At 60.6% G+C, this 20,593-nt stretch carries 21 protein-coding genes; 2 read left to right on the forward strand and 19 right to left on the reverse strand.

The window, feature by feature from the left end:
• The 14 genes from K6T64_RS09955 to K6T64_RS10020 form a co-directional block, all read right to left on the reverse strand.
• The coding region (locus K6T64_RS09955; protein WP_288009961.1) for a cytochrome c oxidase assembly protein at positions 1-695 on the reverse strand (695 nt) is incomplete at its 3' end.
• Between the two features lie 18 nt (positions 696-713).
• A complete protein-coding gene (locus K6T64_RS09960) occupies positions 714-1,028 on the reverse strand; it encodes a cytochrome C oxidase subunit IV family protein (RefSeq protein ID WP_100666997.1) in 315 nt (104 codons plus the stop codon).
• Positions 1,029-1,069: 41 nt separating this feature from the next.
• On the reverse strand, positions 1,070-1,711 hold the full coding sequence (locus K6T64_RS09965; RefSeq protein ID WP_483306141.1) for a cytochrome (ubi)quinol oxidase subunit III: 642 nt from the start codon (positions 1,709-1,711) through the stop codon (positions 1,070-1,072).
• A complete protein-coding gene (gene ctaD, locus K6T64_RS09970; protein ID WP_100666996.1) occupies positions 1,711-3,591 on the reverse strand; it encodes a cytochrome c oxidase subunit I in 1,881 nt (626 codons plus the stop codon). Before ctaD ends, K6T64_RS09965 begins: the two co-directional genes overlap by 1 nt.
• 61 nt (positions 3,592-3,652) lie before the next feature.
• Entirely contained in the window at positions 3,653-4,657 is a 1,005-nt protein-coding gene (gene coxB, locus K6T64_RS09975; RefSeq protein ID WP_100666995.1) for a cytochrome c oxidase subunit II, read from the reverse strand.
• A gap of 222 nt (positions 4,658-4,879) precedes the next feature.
• Positions 4,880-6,127: an MFS transporter gene (locus K6T64_RS09980; RefSeq protein ID WP_288009963.1), complete on the reverse strand. Its 1,248-nt coding sequence runs from the start codon at positions 6,125-6,127 to the stop codon at positions 4,880-4,882.
• Entirely contained in the window at positions 6,124-6,996 is an 873-nt protein-coding gene (gene speE / locus K6T64_RS09985; protein ID WP_288009966.1) for a polyamine aminopropyltransferase, read from the reverse strand. The genes K6T64_RS09980 and speE overlap by 4 nt, the downstream gene beginning before the upstream one ends.
• A gap of 150 nt (positions 6,997-7,146) precedes the next feature.
• Complete coding sequence (locus K6T64_RS09990; protein ID WP_100666992.1) at positions 7,147-8,127, reverse strand: electron transfer flavoprotein subunit alpha/FixB family protein; 981 nt, start codon at positions 8,125-8,127, stop codon at positions 7,147-7,149.
• Between the two features lie 24 nt (positions 8,128-8,151).
• On the reverse strand, positions 8,152-8,919 hold the full coding sequence (locus K6T64_RS09995; RefSeq protein ID WP_170085025.1) for an electron transfer flavoprotein subunit beta/FixA family protein: 768 nt from the start codon (positions 8,917-8,919) through the stop codon (positions 8,152-8,154).
• Positions 8,916-9,548 carry a fatty acid metabolism transcriptional regulator FadR gene (locus K6T64_RS10000; RefSeq protein ID WP_100669145.1) on the reverse strand — a complete coding sequence of 211 codons (633 nt, stop codon included), beginning with the start codon at positions 9,546-9,548 and terminating at the stop codon, positions 8,916-8,918. The genes K6T64_RS09995 and K6T64_RS10000 overlap by 4 nt, the downstream gene beginning before the upstream one ends.
• Before the next feature lie 134 nt (positions 9,549-9,682).
• Entirely contained in the window at positions 9,683-11,353 is a 1,671-nt protein-coding gene (locus K6T64_RS10005) for a b(o/a)3-type cytochrome-c oxidase subunit 1 (protein WP_288009969.1), read from the reverse strand.
• 24 nt (positions 11,354-11,377) lie between these two features.
• A complete protein-coding gene (locus K6T64_RS10010) occupies positions 11,378-11,845 on the reverse strand; it encodes a cytochrome c oxidase subunit II (protein ID WP_288009970.1) in 468 nt (155 codons plus the stop codon).
• An 81-nt stretch (positions 11,846-11,926) separates the two neighbouring features.
• Positions 11,927-12,076, reverse strand: a complete 150-nt coding sequence (locus K6T64_RS10015) for a cytochrome c oxidase subunit 2A (protein ID WP_170085022.1) — start codon at positions 12,074-12,076, stop codon at positions 11,927-11,929.
• A gap of 301 nt (positions 12,077-12,377) precedes the next feature.
• Positions 12,378-12,935 (reverse strand): biotin transporter BioY, encoded by a 558-nt coding sequence (locus K6T64_RS10020; RefSeq protein WP_170085021.1) that lies wholly within the window; start codon positions 12,933-12,935, stop codon positions 12,378-12,380.
• A 176-nt stretch (positions 12,936-13,111) separates the two neighbouring features.
• On the opposite strand from K6T64_RS10020, the gene K6T64_RS10025 reads away from it, so the two are divergent.
• Positions 13,112-14,758 (forward strand): ABC transporter ATP-binding protein, encoded by a 1,647-nt coding sequence (locus K6T64_RS10025; RefSeq protein WP_288009971.1) that lies wholly within the window; start codon positions 13,112-13,114, stop codon positions 14,756-14,758.
• A 40-nt stretch (positions 14,759-14,798) separates the two neighbouring features.
• Entirely contained in the window at positions 14,799-15,644 is an 846-nt protein-coding gene (locus K6T64_RS10030) for an energy-coupling factor transporter transmembrane component T family protein (protein WP_288009973.1), read from the forward strand.
• Between the two features lie 34 nt (positions 15,645-15,678).
• Here the strand turns inward: K6T64_RS10030 and K6T64_RS10035 are convergent, their stop codons facing one another.
• The 5 genes from K6T64_RS10035 to K6T64_RS10055 all read right to left on the reverse strand — a co-directional run bounded on the left by K6T64_RS10035 (position 15,679) and on the right by K6T64_RS10055 (position 20,592).
• Complete coding sequence (locus tag K6T64_RS10035) at positions 15,679-16,233, reverse strand: cysteine hydrolase family protein (RefSeq protein ID WP_288009974.1); 555 nt, start codon at positions 16,231-16,233, stop codon at positions 15,679-15,681.
• 78 nt (positions 16,234-16,311) lie between these two features.
• Positions 16,312-17,400 (reverse strand): threonine-phosphate decarboxylase CobD, encoded by a 1,089-nt coding sequence (gene cobD / locus K6T64_RS10040; RefSeq protein WP_288009994.1) that lies wholly within the window; start codon positions 17,398-17,400, stop codon positions 16,312-16,314.
• Positions 17,397-18,191 (reverse strand): adenosylcobinamide-GDP ribazoletransferase, encoded by a 795-nt coding sequence (gene cobS, locus K6T64_RS10045; RefSeq protein ID WP_288009975.1) that lies wholly within the window; start codon positions 18,189-18,191, stop codon positions 17,397-17,399. The genes cobD and cobS overlap by 4 nt, the downstream gene beginning before the upstream one ends.
• On the reverse strand, positions 18,182-19,237 hold the full coding sequence (gene cbiB, locus K6T64_RS10050) for an adenosylcobinamide-phosphate synthase CbiB (RefSeq protein ID WP_100666981.1): 1,056 nt from the start codon (positions 19,235-19,237) through the stop codon (positions 18,182-18,184). The genes cobS and cbiB overlap by 10 nt, the downstream gene beginning before the upstream one ends.
• Entirely contained in the window at positions 19,237-20,592 is a 1,356-nt protein-coding gene (locus K6T64_RS10055) for a bifunctional adenosylcobinamide kinase/adenosylcobinamide-phosphate guanylyltransferase (protein ID WP_288009976.1), read from the reverse strand. Before K6T64_RS10055 ends, cbiB begins: the two co-directional genes overlap by 1 nt.
• Between the last annotated feature and the right edge of the window lies 1 nt (position 20,593).

Genomic DNA, 20,593 nt, shown 5'->3' on the forward strand with positions numbered 1-20,593 from the left:
TAGATCGACAGGCTTGGGATCAGCCTCGGCATGGCATCGTAGGTGACGTAAAGCGGGCCGCCCGAGAAAATGATAAAAGCACAGGCCGGAGTGAGGAGCACTGCGTCCGCGAATAGGTAGATGATCTTCTGGAGTTCGCTGAGGCGCTTCACCCCCGCAAAGGGTTGGATCACCGGCAACCAGTTGATAAACGCCGCAATCATCATCACCAAGTGCACCCAGACGGCCAATGAGCCGTGGGACATGAGAAAATCGAACACGGACGGGAAATGGTAGGCCGTGAATAACAGGTTCAACGTGATCAACGCAAACAGGGGGCGGCTGAGGACCCGGATCAGCCGTTCAATCCCCCGGACCTGCATCCATGCCCGAACGATCCATTCTGGGAGGCCCAACAGCACCAGCGGCGGGACCACCATGTACTCCAGGGCCATGGCCGTCATGTGGACGCTGAACAGGTACATGTGCCCAATGTAGTCGACAGGACTGCCGGCCACCAGGTAAAACAGGGTCAAGCCACTATAGAAGGAAACTTTCCGGCCCACCCCGGCCGATCGGTCTCCGGTGCCGCCCGAGGCCCGCCACCTGCGCCATGTGGCCCAGTACCACACTCCTATAGCCAGAACGACAGCCAGCAGCGGAATGTTCCAAGAGGACCACAGGGATCCATCAATGGGCGTGCCGCAAAATGGCAACGGGAATCCCCCCTTATCCTAGGGCCACAAAACCAAAACCAACACGAAAATGAATCCCAGCAGCGCCCCGGACGTGATAAACAGCGTGGGAAAAGAGTGACCTTTTTGGTTCAGGTGCATGAAATCCCACAGCTGCAGAATCACCTGAATGACCGCTAACGCCAGGATCACCGGGATGACCACTGTAGGGGACATGCCGGCGCCGACCATCGCAAAGGCGATCACCGTAAACAAAATCATAATCGCGAAGGAAATGATGTGTTTCCGAACCGACCCATGCCCGGAGCCGGATTCGGTACCGGTGTTGTGGGTCTCCGTCGGTACGTTCGTCATCCTTGCACCATCCTTTCACACCAAACGCGGACTTGGTGGATTCAGGAAATCCCCAAGATGCCCATGAGATAGACCACGGTAAAAATGAACACCCACACCACGTCGACAAAATGCCAATACAGGCTGGCGATGAACACCTTAGGCGCTTTCCTTGGGGTAATTCCGCTTCGCCTCAACTGGAGCATCAAGATCGAGATCCAGATCACCCCGAAAGCCACGTGGCCACCGTGAAATCCGACCAGGGTAAAGAATGCGGAAGAGAAGGCACTCGTACCGAAACCGAATCCCTCTCCGGCGTAGGTGATGAATTCCACTACCTGCACGGCCAAAAACCCTAGGCCGAGCAACACAGTGACCCCCAACCAACGGAGAAGCGAGCGAAGGTTGCCCCGGTGCATGGCATTGATGCCGAGCACGCCGGTCAGGCTGCTCGTCAAAAGCAAGATGGTGGCCAGGCCGATGATCGGCAGGTGAAACAACTCGTGGGCAGTCGGACCGTTTAGGGTGTGCCCTCGAAGGGTCAGGTAAGTGGCAAAGAGGGAGGCGAACAGGGCGCATTCGCCCCCCAGGAATACCCAGAATCCAAGAACCTTATTTTTCCCCTCAAGGGTCGCTGTTTCTGGTCCTAATTCAAGCCGATCCCCGGCATTGACCAGCCTGGGCTGAGTTTCCATGGCTTCCATTACGCCCGCACCTCCCTCACCCGAGTGCTCTCCTCCGGAAGAATGTGATGTCCTTCGTCGTCATTGAGGGAGTGATAAAACATCGCCAATGCAATCACCTCAAGTCCCAGCACGATGAAGAAGAGGCGATGGTAGATAGCCGCAAATCCGGCGATAAACAGTCCGACGGCCATCACCAAAGGCAGAAACGAATTCGACGGCATGTGAATGGGACCCAAGGGTTCGGCTGCCGGGACCGTCGAGCCCTCTTCTTTGGCGATCCACAGGGGATCCAGGCCGCGCACCAAAGGCGTCTGAGCGAAGTTGTACTCCGGAATCGGGGATGGAACCGCCCACTCCAGGGTCCGGGCATCCCAGGGATCGGCCCCCGCCACCTTGCCCTTGGTGAAGGCATACACCACATTGGCAGCGAAGACGATCATCGACACACCCATGATAAAGGCGCCGATCGTCGACAATTGGTTCCAGATCTCCAGCCCCATACCAGGGTTGTAGGTGGGTACCCGGCGTGGCATGCCAAACAGTCCGGCCAAGTGCATCGGGAAGAACGTCAGGTGGAACCCAATGAACATCAGCCAGAAATTGATATGGCCCAGCACCTCGCTCATCATCCGGCCGGTGATCTTCGGGAACCAGTAATAAAGACCTGCGAAGAAACCGAACACCACGCCGCCGATCAACGTGTAATGGAAGTGCGCCACCACGAAGTAGGACCCGTGATACTGAAAGTCCGCCGGAGCAGCCGCGAGCATCACGCCCGTGAACCCGCCGATCACGAAGGTGGGCAGGAATCCCAAGGCGAACATCATGGGGGGCTTGAACCGGATCTGACCGCCCCACATGGTGAACAACCAGTTAAAGACTTTCATCCCGGTCGGGATACCGATGAGCATCGTGGAAATCGCAAAAATCGAGTTGGCCATCGCCCCCAAGCCCACCGTGAACATGTGGTGCACCCACACCATGAAGCCGATAAAGCCGATCAACACTGTCGCAATGACCATGGAGGTGTAACCGAAAATGCGCTTCCTGGAGAAGGTCGCCACCACTTCGGAGATCATCCCGAAAGCTGGGAGCACGACGATGTACACTTCTGGGTGTCCGAAGATCCAGAACAGGTGCGTCCACAACAGCGGGTTCCCACCCATGGTCGCATCGAAGAAGTGGCCGCCAAAAAGTCGCTCGAACATATACAAGAACAGGCCTACGGTCAACGGCGGAAATCCGAACACGATCAGGCCGGAGGTCACCAGGCTGGTCCACGTGAACAGCGGCATCCTGAGCAGGGTCATGCCCGGCGCCCGCATGTTGAGAATCGTGGCGATGAAATTGATCGCGCCCATTAACGACCCGAAGCCCGCAATCTGTAGGCCGATGACGTAAAAGTCCATCCCTGTGCCGGGAGTATACTTATCGAGCCCGATGGGGGTATAAGCAAACCAACCGGCACTTGGAGCAGGGCCAAAAAACCAGCTGATGTTTACGAGCAAAGCCCCCACGAAAGTGAACCATAGGCTGACGGCGTTCATGAAGGGGAACGCCACGTCCCGAGCCCCGATCTGAACCGGCATGATCAAGTTGACCAATCCGAAGATCAAAGGCATGGCTGCGAAGAAGATCATGTTCGTTCCATGCATGGTGAATAATTCGTTAAAGGTCGGGTAACTCACAAACTGATTATTGGGCACAAACAGCTGAATACGCATCAGAAGCGCTTCCACGCCCCCGACGAGCAGATAGAACACCCCGATCAGCACATACATGATCCCGATCTTTTTATGATCCACCGTCGACAGATAGTCCAACAACCAGTGGCGCTTATGAGGCGCTTCGACGGTATGCACGTGATGGCTCAACACTTCTTCCAGCGGTTTTGCCATCCCATAACCCTCCTTTTCGACCGAACTGCCCCCTCGAAACAAGCCGCCGTGGGATGAGTCGTTATTTCAACCCCTCCAAGAATGCGGAGAGCGCCGAGATCTGCTGCTGATTCAAGGGCAGTTTGGGCATCTTGGTGCCCGGTTTGATCGCCGCCGGATCGCTGATCCACTTCTCCACATCGGTGGGGTTATTATCCAGCACCCCAGCCACTTTCGGACGATCCGCAAAACCCGTCAAATCCGGCCCCAGAACCCCTTTGAAGTTGGTTCCCGCAATGGCGTGGCATGTGGCGCAATTTTGCGCGAACAACTTCTCGCCCTCAGCCGCCTGCGCACTCGTCGGCTGCACCTGGGGATTTTTCATCTTCTGAACCCAGGCTTGGAATTGCTGCGGCGTGTCGGCAATGACAACAAAGTCCATCACACCGTGGCTCGGGCCGCAGTATTCTGCACATTTCCCTTGATACTCGCCCGGTTGACTGGCCTCGAACCACATGGTGTTCACCCGGCCGGGGATGAGGTCGGTCTTGCCGGCCAGTCGGGGCACCCAAAACGAATGCATGACATCGGTGGTTTCCAGCTTGAGGTTGACCTTGGTTCCCACGGGGATATGTAAGGCTTGCGCCGTTACAATTCCCAGATCAGGATATTCAAACTGCCACCAAAACTGAGACGCCTTAACCGTGACATTCATGGTGTTCGGACCCGTCTGTTTCTGATCCAGCGCAAAGGCGGTGGACACCGTCGGAACAGCCAGAATCCCCATAAGAATGAGTGGAATAATGGTCCAGGTCAACTCCATCCAATTGTTTCCTTCCACCTGTTTTGGCGGCAAATCCTGCCCCTTCCGCCGACGGAAGCGGATGAGCACATAAACGAGAATCGCCATCGCCACAATAAATACTCCGGTCATAATGTACACGCTGGTCATAATCACCGATAATTCCATCTTGGCCACCGGCCCGGCCGGATCGAAAACGGACATATCGGTCCTTCCGCAACCGGTCAGCCCAAACAGGAGCCCTACCATGACAAACAGTAGTCCGATGCGATGTTTCGGCCTCACCCACCAAACCCTCCCTTTCCCTTATCTCCTAGTGCGGCCAATCCCCTGCTCAGGAGTCTATTTCCATAATATCAAAAAATCCTGGGAGTTAATATGGCCAAAATGTGACAGTATGGCCGATCCTTTGCGTTTTTTCCCGATGTCGAGTAAACGGGGAAGGGTTTGTCATCTAAGGTAAATAGTGAAGGTTCAGAATCTGCCGTCCCGACCGGTGAGAGCCCATCACGTCCCGAGCTCTTCCCGGCCCGCCTGTCGGCGGCCGCTCCCGTACACCCAAAGGGCTGTGAGGAAAAAGACCACCATCGTGGTCCAGAACACCGAACTAAACCCCAGAGTTGTTCCGAGCGCCCCGCCCACCAAGGGGCCCAACACCGTACCCATCATTTGAAAACTCGTGGTCATTCCGAAAGCCGTGCCCCGTTCGGATTCCGAGACGAGCTGGCCAATCAACGCATTGGAAGTCGGAAGAAGTCCCCCAATAAAGAGTCCCGCCGCCGTCCGCAAGGCGATCAACTGCACAATTGTCTCCGCTGTCCCGGTCCACCCGAACACAATGGCGGCGCCAATACACATGAAGACGAGCAAGCGGCGATGGCCGTAACGATCCCCAAGCTGCCCCGCCACCACCGCCGACACCGAGCCCGCCACCCCCGCCAGCGCCACCAAAAGGCCTGTCACCGTCCCCACGAACCGCGAATCACCGAGTAAATGCCTGACGAACAAGGGAATCACCGGCGCGATGACCACCACGCCGAACTGGACCATGGCGCCCGTCATCGCCAGACTCAGCAACCCCGGGCGTCGGACCAGGGTCCATATTTTACCGAAAAACCCCTGTTCGGCCCCCCGGCCGACCGGCCGAACACCGGAAGGTTCGGCCACCCCGAGCCAAACCAGCAGGGCGGCCACCACGTTCAACGCGCCAAGCAGGACGTAGGGAAACCGAATGCTCACGAGATCGGCCAGCAATCCCCCAAAGAAGGGCCCTATCGCAGCCGCCGTAAAATTCGACGTCTGGTACAGCCCCAAGGCGGACCCCAAGCGATCCGCCGGGGTGATGGACGTCACCAAAGACAGGGACGCCGCCGCCACCCCGCCCAGGGCCCCCTGAAGAATCCTGAGAATGAACAGCTGCCACGGCTGATGTACAAATCCCATGGCCCCGATAATGAAAATATTGGCGAGATAGACCTGGATCACCACCCGGCGACGCCCGTGCTTGTCTGCAAAATTCCCCCACAGCGGACCAGTGATCGCCGCCACCAAGGGAGTGACCGCCATGATCGCCCCGGACCACACCCCCACCGCCCGGGTGGAGGTCACCCCCAGATGAGGAAGATAGAGGGGGATAAACGACCACTGAAAATTGAGCCCCAACACCGCAATAAAATTGCTGAGCCACAGAAGGTAGAGTGGTCGCCGCCAAGAGGTTTCCGGATCCTCAACGGTCTCCCGCCGCCCGATCCTCATTCCGCCACCCCGAGGGCGCGGCGCACAAAGGCGGGCAAGGCAAAACTCCCCTCCGCAAGATCGGCGGTTACATACCGTGTACTCTCCTCGCGAATCCGGCGGGTCCATCCGGAATCCTCAAACGGATCGAACAAACACCCCAAAGTAAAGGTCCACAAAGCCCCAGGATATGTCGGTACCGGGGCCCAATAGGTCCGGGTAACGGGAAACAACTCGTTTAGCACCCGGCGGGTATTTTGAAGCACCGGCAGATAAAAAAGCGGGGACTCACTCTGGCAAACCATGATTCCGCCCGGGCGAAGAGCCGCTTTCACCGAGCGGTAAAACGGTTCCTCAAAGAGAACCGTGGCGGGGCCAATGGGATCCGAGGAGTCGACGATGATCACATCGTACTGATTCTCGACGCCCTTTACATACTGCACCCCGTCTTCAAACCGCGTGCGCACCCGGGGATCGTCCAACTGTCCAGCGAGCTCGGGCAGATACGTCCTGCAAGCACTGGTGACCTGCTCATCGATCTCCACCAGATCCACCCGCTCCACCGAAGGATATTTTAGACACTCCCGCACCGCGCCCCCGTCGCCTCCGCCGATCACCAGGACTTGCTTCGGATTTGGGTGCAAGGCCAAGGGGACATGGCTGATCATTTCGTTATAGATAAACTCATCCCCCGCCGTGGTCTGCACCACGCCGTCCAGGACCAGCGCCCTGCCGAAGGTTTCCGTGTCCACGATAGCGATCTCTTGAAAGGGCGACCGTTCCACGTGAAGAACGTTTTTTAATCTCCAGTTTAATTTCAGATGACCCGATTCCACTTCAGTCAACCACAAAGCCCCGTCTCGCTCCTGAATGTATTCAGGCCGGTTCATCTCCTTCACCCCCCCGCACATCGCCAAAAGCCAGTATAACAAAAGCGTTGCCCGACGACAAAAAGGCCGGCGCGCGAGGCGCCGACCCTTCTGCCTTCTACCTCCTTGTACCGCCGGGGTACCGCCCTCGCGGACCGGAACTCACCAGCCTCAATCGGCGAGAACTTTCTTCAATTCCTCGGTGAGCATGGGAACCACTTCGAACAGATCGCCGACAATCCCGTAATTCGCCACTTTAAAAATCGGCGCTTCCGGATCTTTGTTGATGGCCACGATCACCTTAGAGTTCGACATGCCGGCCAGGTGTTGGATCGCACCCGAAATTCCGCAGGCGATGTACAGATCCGGCGTCACCACCTTGCCGGTCTGCCCGATCTGCATCGAATAATCACAGTAACCGGCATCACAGGCCGCCCGGGAAGCACCCACCGCCGCCCCGAGAACCTCGGCCAGTTCATACAGCGGCTTGAAGCCCTCCGCGCTCTTGACCCCCCGACCGCCGGAAACGATAATCTTGGCCTCGGTCAAATCCACACCGGAAGTGGCCTTTTGCACCACTTCTTTCACCACGGTCCGCAAGGAGGCGCCCGATAGACCCGCCCCCACCGTTTCCACAGTGGCACTCCGTCCCGCATCCGGCTCATCAGCGGACAGGTTGTTCGGCCGGACGGTCGCAAACACCTTGCCGTCTGAGATCGTCACCTTGGTAAAGGCTTTCCCGGCATAAATCGGCCGCGTAAACACGATCTTGCCGTCTTCCAGCCCCACGTCCACCACATCGGACACTTGACCCGCGCCAAACCGGGCCGCGAGCTTCGGCGCCAAGTCCCGGCCAATAGCGGAGTGGGCGAAGAGCACCACGTCGGGATCTGCCGTTCGGATCAGCCGCTCCATCACCGAGGCATAAGCGTCCGGTGTATAATACTTCAACCCGGCATCTTCCACGACGTACACTTTATCGGCGCCGTACGCCCCCAGCCCCTGGGCAAATCCGCTTACGCCATCCCCGACGAGAGCAACAGAAACTTCTCCGCCCTCCGCCAAGCGCCGGGCAGCGGCCAGAGCTTCATAGGTCACATTCCGGACTTTGCCCCCGCGCAGGTCCGCCATCACCAAACATGTACGCGCCATTGTCGTCTCTCCTCTCTCTATACCTTACAGGACTTTTTCGTCTGAACGCAGGGCCTGAACCAATTCCTTCACCTGATCGGCCAAATCCCCCTGGAGAATCCGCCCGCCAGCCTTTGGCTTGGGCAGGAAGGTCTCCAGAATCTCCGCCTTCGCAGCGACGCCTGCGGCGTCGAGGCCGAGGTCAGCCGCCGTATATCGGGTGATCGGCTTCTTGTTCGCCTTGCGAATACCGATCAACGACGGATACCGCGGCTCATTGAGCCCCTGTTGGGCGGTGACCAGGATGGGCAAGGTGCCCTCCACCACCTCGACGTCCCCTTCCGCATCCCGCTCTGCCCGCACCTTCCCGTCCGCCACCTCGAGCTTTGTAACCGTGCCGATATGCGGGATGCCGAGTAGCTCGGCCAGCCGGACAGCCACCTGACCCGAGCCGTCGTCCACCGCCTGATTCCCCGCAAGAATGATATCGTACGGATGCTTCTCGACGGCCTTGGCCAACACTTGAGCCGCCGTGAATTCATCTCCCAGCAAGCCGGGATCGTCGACGATAACCGCTTCGTCCGCCCCCATGGCCAACGCCGTCCGCAACGCTTCCTCCGCCCGGGCCGGCCCGAGAGTGATCACCGTAACCTGGCCTCCGTGCTGTTCCTTGAGGCGGATCGCCTCTTCCACCGCGAACTCGTCATAGGGGTTGATCACGAACTTGACCCCGTCTTCCTTAATCTTTCCATTGTCGAGAACGATGCGTTCCTCGGTATCGAAGGTCTGTTTCATGCACACAATGATGTTCATCCCAAGGACTCCTTTCTGTCCGGTTCTCTTCGCCATCGCTCATCTTCGCGGCGGACCAGCCCTCCGAGTAACAAGTCTACCACCGGACCCGCCAAAGCGACCAGGTCATATTTCGCCCCAGTTAAAACCCAGGCGGTGACCGTTTCGTCCATGGTGCCAAAGATCATTCGCCGGGCGATGCGCCGATCGATGGTCGGTCGAAACATCCCCCGCTCCACTCCCCGCTCGATGATCCTGTCGATGATTCGATAATACGGGCGCATAATGTCGCCGATCTTGCGCCTCACGTCGGGATTGGTCTGACGGAGGTGGACCTGGGTGACCATGGCCAGGTCTTTCGTTTCCGCAAGTCCCCGAAAGTACAGAAACACCAATCGATGCAACATTTCGGCGGGATCCTCGAGCCCGGTCAGGGCCGCCTGGACCCGTTCGATGATCTCCCCGATGGTCTCCCGGAGGATGGAGATGAGAATATCCTCTTTGTTTTTAAAATAGAGGTACACGGTGCCGTCCGCGACCCCGGCCTCCCGGGCAATCCGGGACACCTGGGCATTGTAGTACCCGGACTCGGCCATGACTTTTACGGCCGCCTGCAGAATCGCTACGTACTTTGCTCGATCCTTGCGCAGCGCAATCGCTCTCACCCCGATAAAATGAATGGTGATTCATTCATTCTTATTCTATCGACCGACCGTTCGCTTTGTCAATAAAAAAGACGAGGGCGGCGCTGGGCCGTCCCCGCCTCTGCTGTCGAATCCCGAGACTACCAGGTCCTTATCCCCGGGGCCCCGGGAGGTGCATTCTGGATCACGTCGATCAATGGATATGCGTAGGCGACGAGGATGAGCACCGCAGCCAGGGAAATAATCACCGGCCAACGTTCGTACAGTCGTGGTACTTCTTCCTGCTGGGCCGGCTCCCCGACCGGGTATTCTTCAAAACCTTTCGGAGCAAACCAGGTCAAGTAGATTACGTTTCCGACCATGATCATGGCACCAATGAACAGCAGCACACCACCTACGGCCATGACGCCCTGAAGAGGCATCCAACTCAGTGCGGTGGGATCGTTCATGTACGTTGTGTAGGCTGTGCGCCGCGGCACGCCCAACAAGCCTAGGTAATGCATGGACCCTGACATGAGTAGCATCCCTGTTCCCCAGACCACCGCTTGGATGAGTCCCGCTCGATTGGCTGCAGGAGTGAGTTTACGACCCGTGAGATGGGGGATGAGCCAATACGCGATGCCGAAAAACGTCATGGCCACTGCCGTCCCAACGGTCAGGTGGAAGTGACCCGTCACCCAGATGGTGTTGTGCACAACCTCGTCCAACTGGTAACTTGCGTTGACGATCCCCCCTGCACCACCGGGGATAAAGGCAACCATGCCCATGAACGGAACCATAAACCTCGCGTCGCCCCACGGGAGCTTCTTAAACCAGCCGAAAAGTCCCGTGCCGCCTTTCGCCCGACCTGCCATCTCGAAGGTTGCAAACAGGCTGAAGGCCGTCATCAAGGACGGAACAACCACCATCAGCGTCAGTACAACGTGAAAGAATTTCCACTGGGGCGGAATACCCGGATCCAGCAATTGGTGATGAAAACCAACGGGCGTAGATAGCAGGATAAACAAAAGAAAACTGGTGCGGGCCAAAGTATCACTGAAGACTTTACCGCCGATGATGCGTGGGATGTTGACGTACCACATGGCATAGGCCGGCAGCAACCAGAAGTAAACCAGTGGGTGGCCAAAAAACCACAACAACATGCGGCTGAGCAGGACATTTATGGTCGGCACCCATCCGAACGACCATGGGATCAACTGCAACAATACTTCCAGTGCCACGCCGATTGTCGCGATTTGCCACAGCACCATGGTGGCGACAGCCATAAACGCAAGCAACGGTGTGGGTTTCCCTCGATTTTTCTTTTTCCAGATGTGTGTGGCCACAAACATACCGTAGCCGCCGAACCAGCTTCCGACCACCAGGAGGGCTGCACCAATGTAGAAATACGGTGATGCTTTCATCGGAGCATAAAATGTGTAGAGCACCGAAGCATTCCCCGCAAGGACCTCCACCGTGGCCATCAATGTCCCAATAACCATCAGCCACCAGCCGATCCACCCGAGACGTCTGGCTGGTGCCGGTAACGATCCACCGGTGGTTCGAGCCACTCCTGAAAAGAGGAACCCAATGATGAAAAAGGTCGTGAAGAGTAACGCCATGTACACCCCATGCGCCGTCAGCACCTGGTAGTAATTTAACCACTTGGGTAAGGTGATGACGCCGCCCCGGTCCAAACCCTGCAGCATCCCGAAAATGGCTGCGATTCCGAACGCCAAAAACGCCACCAACACATGGGCCAAGCTCAGCCTGGCGGCCGGCCGATCGAGCTGAACATTTTGGAGGCCCACCGCTTGCGATTCAGCAGGCATCGCGGTTCACATCCTTCCCATTTCCTATTTCACGATCAAATGGGCTGCCATCAATTGATGTCCCGTTCCGCAGTACTCATTGCAAAGGATGAGATAATCCCCGGGCTGGGTGAAAGTGTGTGTGGCCGAGTTCACCAGGCCCGGCACCACCATCATGTTGACGTTGGTGCCCACAATTTCAAAGCCGTGAACCACGTCTTTGCTCGTCACATTGAACGTCACCGTGGACCCCACGGGAACCTCCAACCGATTCGGTGCAAAACTGAAAACAAACGAAGTCATATTTGCGACGTAGTTGTTAGGTCCCAACTGTTTGAGCCCAGGTTGGTCAAAGGGAGGTGTCTGACTTACCTTGGTGGGATCCATCGCTTGGGCGTCACTGGGCGGTTGCGCTCCCATGACGAATGCGAACACTCCCAGGACGACAGCAAACGCAAACATCGTGAGAAGCCCCACCGTCAACCAAATCTTTTCTGCGCGGGGCATGTGCATATTGTGAAACCCCCTTCCGCTGTTACACCCTGAAAACAGACGGCTTCTCGTCAACGGCCTCCTGTCGGGCGCTCGGCCCGGTCATCCTCTTTGCAAAAAGAGCGCAAACACTCCTACCCACACCGCCACAAGAATGGCACCCATGATGAGAACGGAAGCCAACGATCCGCTGTACGACTCCTCCTTTTCCTCCGGCTGTTTCCGGACGTCCTGACTTGACAGTTGAGCCATTGTGCCCCCTCCTTTCATAACCATGGCCGCTGAACAGATGAACCGCCTCGGCTAATTCCACCCTCAGTTTCCTGCTTCCCTCAAACCAGCGCATGATAAAAAGGGACCATTGCCGATAGTACAAAAATACCAGGAATGTTAAATAGACACATAACCGACACAAAGGTTTCACGTGAAAGACACAAACGCCATCTTTTTGCCAAAAATAAAAGCCCGCAGACGGGAAATTGACCTTCCCGTCCCGGGCTTTCCCCTTTTCCGACAAATTCTGCGCGGTGCTGTCAAAAAAGATTCGAAGGCATCACCGGTGCGCCCGGCCCCGAACGCCGGCCAGGGAGTACGCCCGATCCACCCCCACCGCCGCCGCCGCGGCAATCACCGCTTTGACGAGATCACCCGGAATAAAGGGCAACGCCCCCAGGGCGATGGCTTGTCCCGCGGTCAGATGCCCGACGTGGGCCAGCCAGGCCGCCCCGGGGATGTACGCCACCAGGGCGCCCCCGACCACACTCCCCACAAGAGCCCGAAAAATCGTCAACCGCCCTCGCACGAACCAACCGATGACGAAGGCACCGAGGATAAATCCGATCAGATATCCGCCCGTCGGCCCGAGCAGAACCCCGAGGCCCGCATGTCCCCGGGCGCCGATGGGTACGCCCAGCGCCACCAACAGAACGTATAAGACCATACTTAAACCGCCCCACCAGGGCCCGAGCAACAGCCCCGACAGCATGACGCCGAGGTTTTGCCCGCTGATGGGCACCTGGGTGAAAGGCAGCGGGACCGCCACATAGGCCAGCGCTCCGGTGACCGCGGCCATGAGCGCCGCCATCACCATTCCCCGGACCTGCATCTCCATTTTCCTCTCCCCCCTTCGCCGATCTACTTTACCATGGGAAACCGCCCGGGACAAACGGGTTGCCGAAGATCGGCCGATTCACTACAATGCTCGTGGACACGAGTGCTCGTCGACCCGGGATTCCACAAGGGATTCCAGGTCATCGCCGGGGACTTTGACGAGAGGATTTTGACACCATGCTGGCACTGAACTGCGCGACTATAGGATGGGACGACGGGGGAAACCATGCCCCCGTCCTAGAAAATGTGGATTTTCAAGCGCCCCGGGGGACATGGACCTGCGTGATCGGCCGGAATGGATCGGGCAAGTCCACCTTACTTCTGGCCTTGGCCGGCCTTCTGCCCGTGACCCCAGGAGGCCTCACGGTGGACGGACAACCGTTGGAACAAGTCAACTCCGCCGCCCGCTTGGTGTTGGGCCGGGGAAGTCATCAGATCGTGGGCAGCACCCCCGCCGAGGATATCGCTTGGGGCCTGCAATTGCAACGCCTCGCCCCGGACGCGATCCGGCGCCGGACTGCTGGGGCCCTGGAGGCATTCAATCTGGTGGATATAGCCGAACAGCCCATTCATCTTCTTTCCGGCGGTCAACTCCAAAGGGTGGCCCTGGCGGGGGCATGGGCGATGAAACCGGGATGGATTCTCGCCGATGAACCCACATCGATGCTGGATCCCGATCATCAGGAACGAGTCTTGGATCTCCTCGCCACCCTTCGGGACCGGGGGGTCGGCATTGTCCACACCACCCATTCATTGGAAGAAATGGAGCGCGCGGACCGGGTGTGGCTGGTGGACGGAGGCCGGGTGATTCCGCTGGGAACGCCCGAAAAAGCCCGAGAGGCATGGGAGCGGATCGCCGAAGCGGGTTTCCCAAAACCGTGGAAATGGAAAGTTATGGAGCACATGACAGTCCCCCCTCGGGAAGAAGAAGACTCCCGTCGACCTAAACCCGCGGGCGCAGACCCGGGAGTCCACCCCGGTGCGGCGGCCGGCCCGGTGTCCTGGATTTTTCTCGCCGGGGTCCTGCAGGGTGTGAATGCCGGGAAACCTGGGCCGGATCCGCGGCCACAAGATGCTGAACCCATCGCCACCCTGACCGATGTGGTCGTGGAGGGCCGGCTGCAATTGGAACGGTGTGAACTCTACCCGGGCATCACCGCCCTCCTCGGACCCAGCGGGGCAGGCAAAACGACGCTCCTCGCCCTCCTCGGGGGGCTCCTGCCGCCGAACTCCGGCAATTTTCACATGAAGGAAGGCGACCCCTACCGGGCCCGCCGGGCCCTGACACAGCTCAGGCAAAACGCGGCCATGGCTTTGCAGTTTCCCGAGCAACAACTTTTTGCGCCGACGGTGTACGAAGACATGGCCTACGCCCTGCGGCGTCGGGGCCTTCGGGCCGAAGAAGTCGACAAAAGGGTTCGGACGACGGCGTCCGATCTCGGCCTTACCCACCTGCTGGAGCGCTCGCCTTTTACCCTCAGCTTTGGCGAACAGCGCAGGGTGGCCCTGGGGGGCATTTTGGCCCTCAACCCGCGCATCCTGCTGCTCGACGAGCCCTTCGCCGGGATCGATCCTGCCGGCCGAACGGCCCTGGCCGGGCTTCTTAAAAATTGGGCAAAACGAACCGGAGGGGCTCTCGTGGTGGCCAGCCACCACATCGAAGAGCTCCTGGATGTGGCCGACCGGTGGTGGCTGCTGGAGGGTGGGCGACTGACTGCCGCAGGTTCCTTGTCCGCCGTCGCCCGGGCTGCCTCGTCCGGAGGGGACCACCCCATCGCAGCGGCCAAGCTTCGCCTCGCCGCCCGGTGGTCTTCCCGGGTTTGAGATGGCCTCCAGGGCTGCGAGGGAGAGGAGGGAGAAATCCATGAAAACCGAACTGTTACTCGGACAGTACCTTCCAAGGCAAACTTTCCTCCACCGGCTGGACCCTCGAAGCAAACTGTTGATCGCTCTCCTCCTCACCATCGATCTCATGAAGGCCCAGTGGCCATGGGAAGTGTTGGGATTGGGTGCATTGGCTCTTCTGGGCATGGGGGCCGCACGGGTGCCTCTGCGGGCCGCTCTCAAAACTTTACGCCCCATCCTTTTTCTGATCGCCTTCAGCGCGGTCATGAATCTCACCGCCCCGGGAACCCGCTGGATCGAGGTCGGCCCAGTCACTCTCACCCGCACGGGCCTGGTTCTCGCCCTGGACACCTTGACCCGGATCCCGGCTTTGATTCTCCTGGCCTCACTTCTGGTCTGGACCACCTCCCCCGGGGCGTTGGCCGAGGGACTCGCATCCGCTGTCCGCCCCCTGGAGCAATTGGGCCGCCCGGGTCGGGCGACGGCAGCGAGCTTGCGGGACGTGGTGTTTTTCGCGGGGCTGGCCCTGCGCCTGATCCCACAAGTGCACCAATCGTTCCGCCAGGTCCGCACATCCTTTCTGGCCCGGGGCCTGGAGGTGGACACCGGGCCAGCCCGGGTCAGGTGGCGCTACCTCGCGGAGATGATCGTCCCTTGGCTGGTGGCGATCCTCCGGAGCGCCGACGACATCTCCCTGGCCCTGACCGCCAGGGGTTACCGCCGGGGTGCCGCCCCCACCCCGCTGTACGTCCAACCCTGGTCCCGGCGCGAAATCCTCTCGGTGGCGGCCGCTGGCCTCGTCACCCTGTGGGTCTGGCGACACGCCTTCGTCGGCCTCCTCGGCATCGCGGCTCTCCCTTTCTAGCCGCCTGTCCCGGATCGCCACCATCGAACCGAAACTAGACGATCTCGCACTTCAGCACGTGCTCCATGTGATTCAACGCCATCTCGTGAGCCTGGGCATTGAAAGACGCCACCCCTTGGCGATGAACGACAACCTCCAGATCTCCCCGTTTCGTCACCCGGTGTTTGTACAAGCCCAGGCAGGTGCTGACCACGCAGATGTCTGTGCAAACCCCGGCCACGTGCAATCGGGTGATCCCTTCTCGATCTAAGTAGTCCAGCAGCGGCGTCTCGTAGGTGGCGTCATACGTTTTCTTCGGCCAGGTCACATACCCCTCGTAGCCCTCCACCGCCGCGGCCAGCCGGTCTTCCAGCTCCCGACCCGGGGTCCCGGTCAAACAATGGGGCGGAAAAAGTCCGGCCCGGATCTCATAATCGGACTTCAGATGATCGTCCCGGATATCCAGGATCGGGCGGCCCTCCCGGCGGAACTCTTCGACGAGCCCCTGAACATAAGGGATGATCTCCTGTCCCGCAGCTCCACACGTCAAAGCCCCATCCATATCGATAAAATCTTTCGATAAGTCGATCAAAAGCAGAGCTTCTCGCACAGCCGGCACCCCCTCTGCGAATGTTGTGCATTTATCATAGCAAAAAATGGCTGGCGGGCCAAGGACCCGCCCTACGCCCTATTTTCCCGGCCAATCGGTGCGAAGGCCCGCGAACAGCCGCTCCTGGTCCCGCTCCGGCCGCACTGCCACGCGAAAGTATCGCTGGTCCAACCCGACAAACGTTCGGCAGTCCCGGACGAATACCCCCCGACGGGCAAGGCGGGGCCACGCCCGACCGATGTCAAAATCCTCCCGCCACGCTAACAAAAAATTCGCCTTCGAGTCGGTGACAGAAAACCCGAGCTGCCCGAAAGCCCCCACCATCCGCCGGCGCTGCTCGATGACCCACCGCCGGCTCCAGACCGCAAAGGCCTCATCTTGCAAAGCCGCCGTCCCCGCCGCCAGGGCAACACCGTTCACCGACCACGGGGGGCGCAAACCCTCCATCCGCCGGATCACATCCGGAGACGCCGCCCCGTAACCCAGACGCACTCCGGGAATACTGTAAAATTTGGTCATCGAGCGGAGGACGAAGAGCCCCGGCCGCCGGCCGACCCGGGGGATCTGACTCCGAATTTGCTCATCGGAGCAAAAATCGAGAAACGCCTCATCCAAAAGCACCCGCACTCCGGCCTCCTCCGCCTCATCCAACACCTTTTCCAGGGCTGCCGAATCCCAAAGAACACCTGTGGGATTATTGGGATTGGCAAGAACCAACAGATCCACCCCGGTCCCGAAGGCGTCCATCAGCACCCCGACATCGGGGACAAACCCCCGCTCCGGACGGAGTGGGATACGGTGGATCTCAGCCCCGGCCGCCAGGGCGGCGTCTTCGTATTCCGAAAAGGAAGGGGCAAGAGCCAGGATCCGCCGAGGCCGCCACGCAAACATCAAGAGAAAAATCAGTTCCGCCGCTCCATTGCCCACAATTACCGCGTCCGGGCTCATGCCCCACCGCTCGGCCACCTGCCGGCGAAATCCCTCCTGGCGTGGGTCCGGGTAGCGATGGACCTCTTCCAGGGCCGCCCTCATGGCCGACCTCACCGACTCCGGGGGACCCAGGGGATTGATATTGGCGCTAAAATCAGCCAGGTCCTCGGGATCGCCGCCCCAGCGCTCCCGATACTCCCGGACATTTCCCCCGTGATCCATGAATGGGCGTGTCATATCCACCGCCCGATCACCTCCATCGCCACCAGGGCGCACACCTGGGTGAACACGCACAAGGCTCCGTAGACGTCCCCGGTCAAGCCCCCCAATCGTTTGGCCACCCGGCCTGCCCAAAACCGGGCGGCAACAAAGGCGACCCCCGCACCGAGAAGCACCGACCACTGGCTGGAGATCACCGCCGGGACCCCGGGGATCAGCAGGGCCACCCCCGCCACGGCCACATCCCCAGGTCCTGCCCCCCGAAGGGCCGCCCCCATTCCTTCCGCCCGGGCGTAGGGCAACGCCACCACCGCCCAGACCATGATCCAGCGGGCGATGCCCCAGGCGGCCGCCGTCACCTCAAAGGGCGCCCCTTCGGCGATCCACATATCCAAGAATGCCCATTCCGTCAGGAGCGCCCCGATGGCCGTCATGACGCCAAAGGCGCCCACCCGGCTGTCCCGCATAATTTCCAGGGCCCGCTCCCGCTCCCGGCGACTGCCCAGCCCGTCTGCCGTATCCATCCACCCGTCCAGGTGAAGCCCCCCGGTGAGCCACAGATCTGCCGCCACCACCAGGGCCGCCGCCCCGGGCGCCGGCACCCGCAGAACGTGCAAAAGCTCCGCCGCAACCCACAATAGGGCTCCGAGGATGACCCCGACAAAGGCGTACCAGCGAAGGCTGCGCTTCTGCCGTTCCTCTCCCGTCTCCCCCAAAAGGGGCACCGGAATTCGGCTGAGAAACCGTACGGCGGTGGTCAGGGCCGCCCCTTCCCGGGCCGCCCATCGTCCAATCCCGGCTACCGCCACCCGGCCATCCCCTCCGCCAATAAAATCAACACCGCCATCTCTCCGGTGGTCCAGGCCATGAGTCGCACAGTCCGGGGGATATCTTCCGGTTCCAGGGGGCGTGCGTCAGGGCCCAAGTAAGGGCGGAAGGATCGCCGCCCGTGATAAAGGTTCCAGCCCCCGAGCCGCACTCCCAGAGCCCCGGCCGCCGCCGCCTCCGGAATACCCCCGTTGGGGCTGGGATGCCGCCGGGCATCCCTCCGTATGGCGCGAAAGGCCCCCCGCACGTCCAGTCCAAGCACCCCCGCCGCCCCGAGCATCAGGACCCCGGTGATCCGGGCCGGAATCCAGTTGAGTGCATCATCCAGCCGGGCCGCCACCCGGCCGAAATCCAGGTATCGAACATTGCGGTACCCAATCATGGCATCAAGGGTGTTGGCCGCCCGGTACGCCATGGCCGCCGGCCCCCCGCCGAGGGCGGCGTAGAATAAAGGGGCGATGATGGCGTCCACGATATTTTCCGCCACACTTTCCACAGCCGCCCGGATCACCTCCCCTTCGGGAAGACCGCCGGTGCTTCGACTCACCATCATCCCGGCCGCCTTCCTGGCTCCCTCCAGGTCCCCCGCCAGGAGGAACCCGGACACCCGCCTTGCCGCCTGGGCGAGATTTCGAGGCGCCACCGCCACCCAGACCCACAGGGCGGACACCACAAACCCGAGGGCAGGATGAAAATGCCCTCCTAGCCACACGGTCAGCCCCGTGACCGCGTAGGTCAGTCCCACCACCCCGACGGCCAAAATACCACCTGCCCATCGTTCCCGGACCCCACGACCAAAGGGAGCCTCGGAGGCGTTCCCACCTCCGCGCCCAGCACCGGGAACTGAGCCGGATGGGCCCACGCCGCCCGGATCGCCGCTCTCTCCCTCAAGTGGAGGCACCCGAAACAGACGGCGCAACCCCCTCTCCCCGGCTTCGATGCAGCGCCCGAGTCCCACCACCGGATGAACCGCCCCGGGCGGTTCTCCCACCAGGACATCGAGAATCAGGCCGGCCAAAGCCTCCATCACGGCGCTCCGCCTCCCAGACCGGCTTCAACACGGCTGTCTATCGCCCTGGAGCGAATCTCGACCGGTAGACCCGCCGTCATCCGGTACACCCGCCCAGAGGCCCGGGCCAGGGTTTGATTGGCCAAGCCCAGGGCATCCCGGAACAGGCATCCCACCGCCGTGGCCGGGACCACCCCTTCCCCCACCTCGTCGCTCACCACCACCACGGGATAAGGGCTCCGCCGGCACCGGCGGATCAGCGCCTCCATGGTTTCCTTAAGATCTCTTTCCTCTTCGGGGGACCATTCGGGAACGGGTTCGCGGTGGGACCCGTCCAGGGACGGGGATCGCAGGGCCAACCTCCGGCTCATCCAGGCCGTGACCCAGTGGGTCAAACTGTCGATGAGCACCACTCCCCCGGGGCCCGGCCCGTCCCACAGTCCGGCCAGTACATCTCCTTCCGGCGCTTCGATGGTCTTCCATCCCGGCGGGCGCCGCCTTTGGTGGCGCCTCACCCGCTCCTCCATTCCCTCCCTCGGGGCTGTGGCGACGTAGACGACCTTCACCCCGAGCTGTCGCGCCCAGTGATCGGCCAAACCTTCCGCCCATTCGCTTTTGCCGCTTCTCGCCCCGCCGATCACGAAGGTAAGAGACGGCAGCCCCCCCCGGCGATCATCTCTCTCCCGGAGCGCCCGGTGGAGCAAGCGATGGGCCTCCCGAGCCAACATCCAGCCCGCCTCGGACCCCGGGCCCGCGTACGCCGCAGATCGTCCGCCCCTGCGAAACAGCACCGCCACCGCATCGGTACTGGTCCCCGTCGCCGGGAGCCCGGACTCCGCACACCGGACCCCCCGCTCCCGCAAAACCCGGCTTTTGACCTCGGTCAACGTGATGACGGCGTTCACCGCCGCTTGCTCGGACAGCGCCCCGTCGAACACCGCCGTCATATTGATCGTCCCGGGCCCGGCATCGAACCATCCCGGCTTCTCCCCGGCGCACAAGGCATTGCTCGTCCCCGCCGTGAGGGCGATCAGCCACCGGCCCCCGGGGCCATTCACCACCGACCACTGGGTCTCCCTCACGTCTACCGCGGTCATCATCCCCACGGCGGGCGTCGGCACCCGGACCGACTTCAGCCTTCGAGCAATGTCCCCCGCGGGGTCAAGGCCCTTGTATCCGAGATCCACCGTTACGTTTGCCACGGCGCGGATGCCGCTTTGGCGTCCGCCGCCGTACACCGCCGACGACAGGCTTTCCCAAGCCTCCTCCGACTCCAGCCACCAGCACCCTTCCCCCCACCGAAGGGTCAGCCCCAACTCCGTCACCCGCCGAATTTCACGATCCATCTCCGACACCGCACCTCGACCACCCATC

It is taken from the genome of Kyrpidia sp. (assembly GCF_023512215.1).
GTDB classification, from domain to species: Bacteria; Bacillota; Bacilli; order Kyrpidiales; family Kyrpidiaceae; genus Kyrpidia; species Kyrpidia spormannii.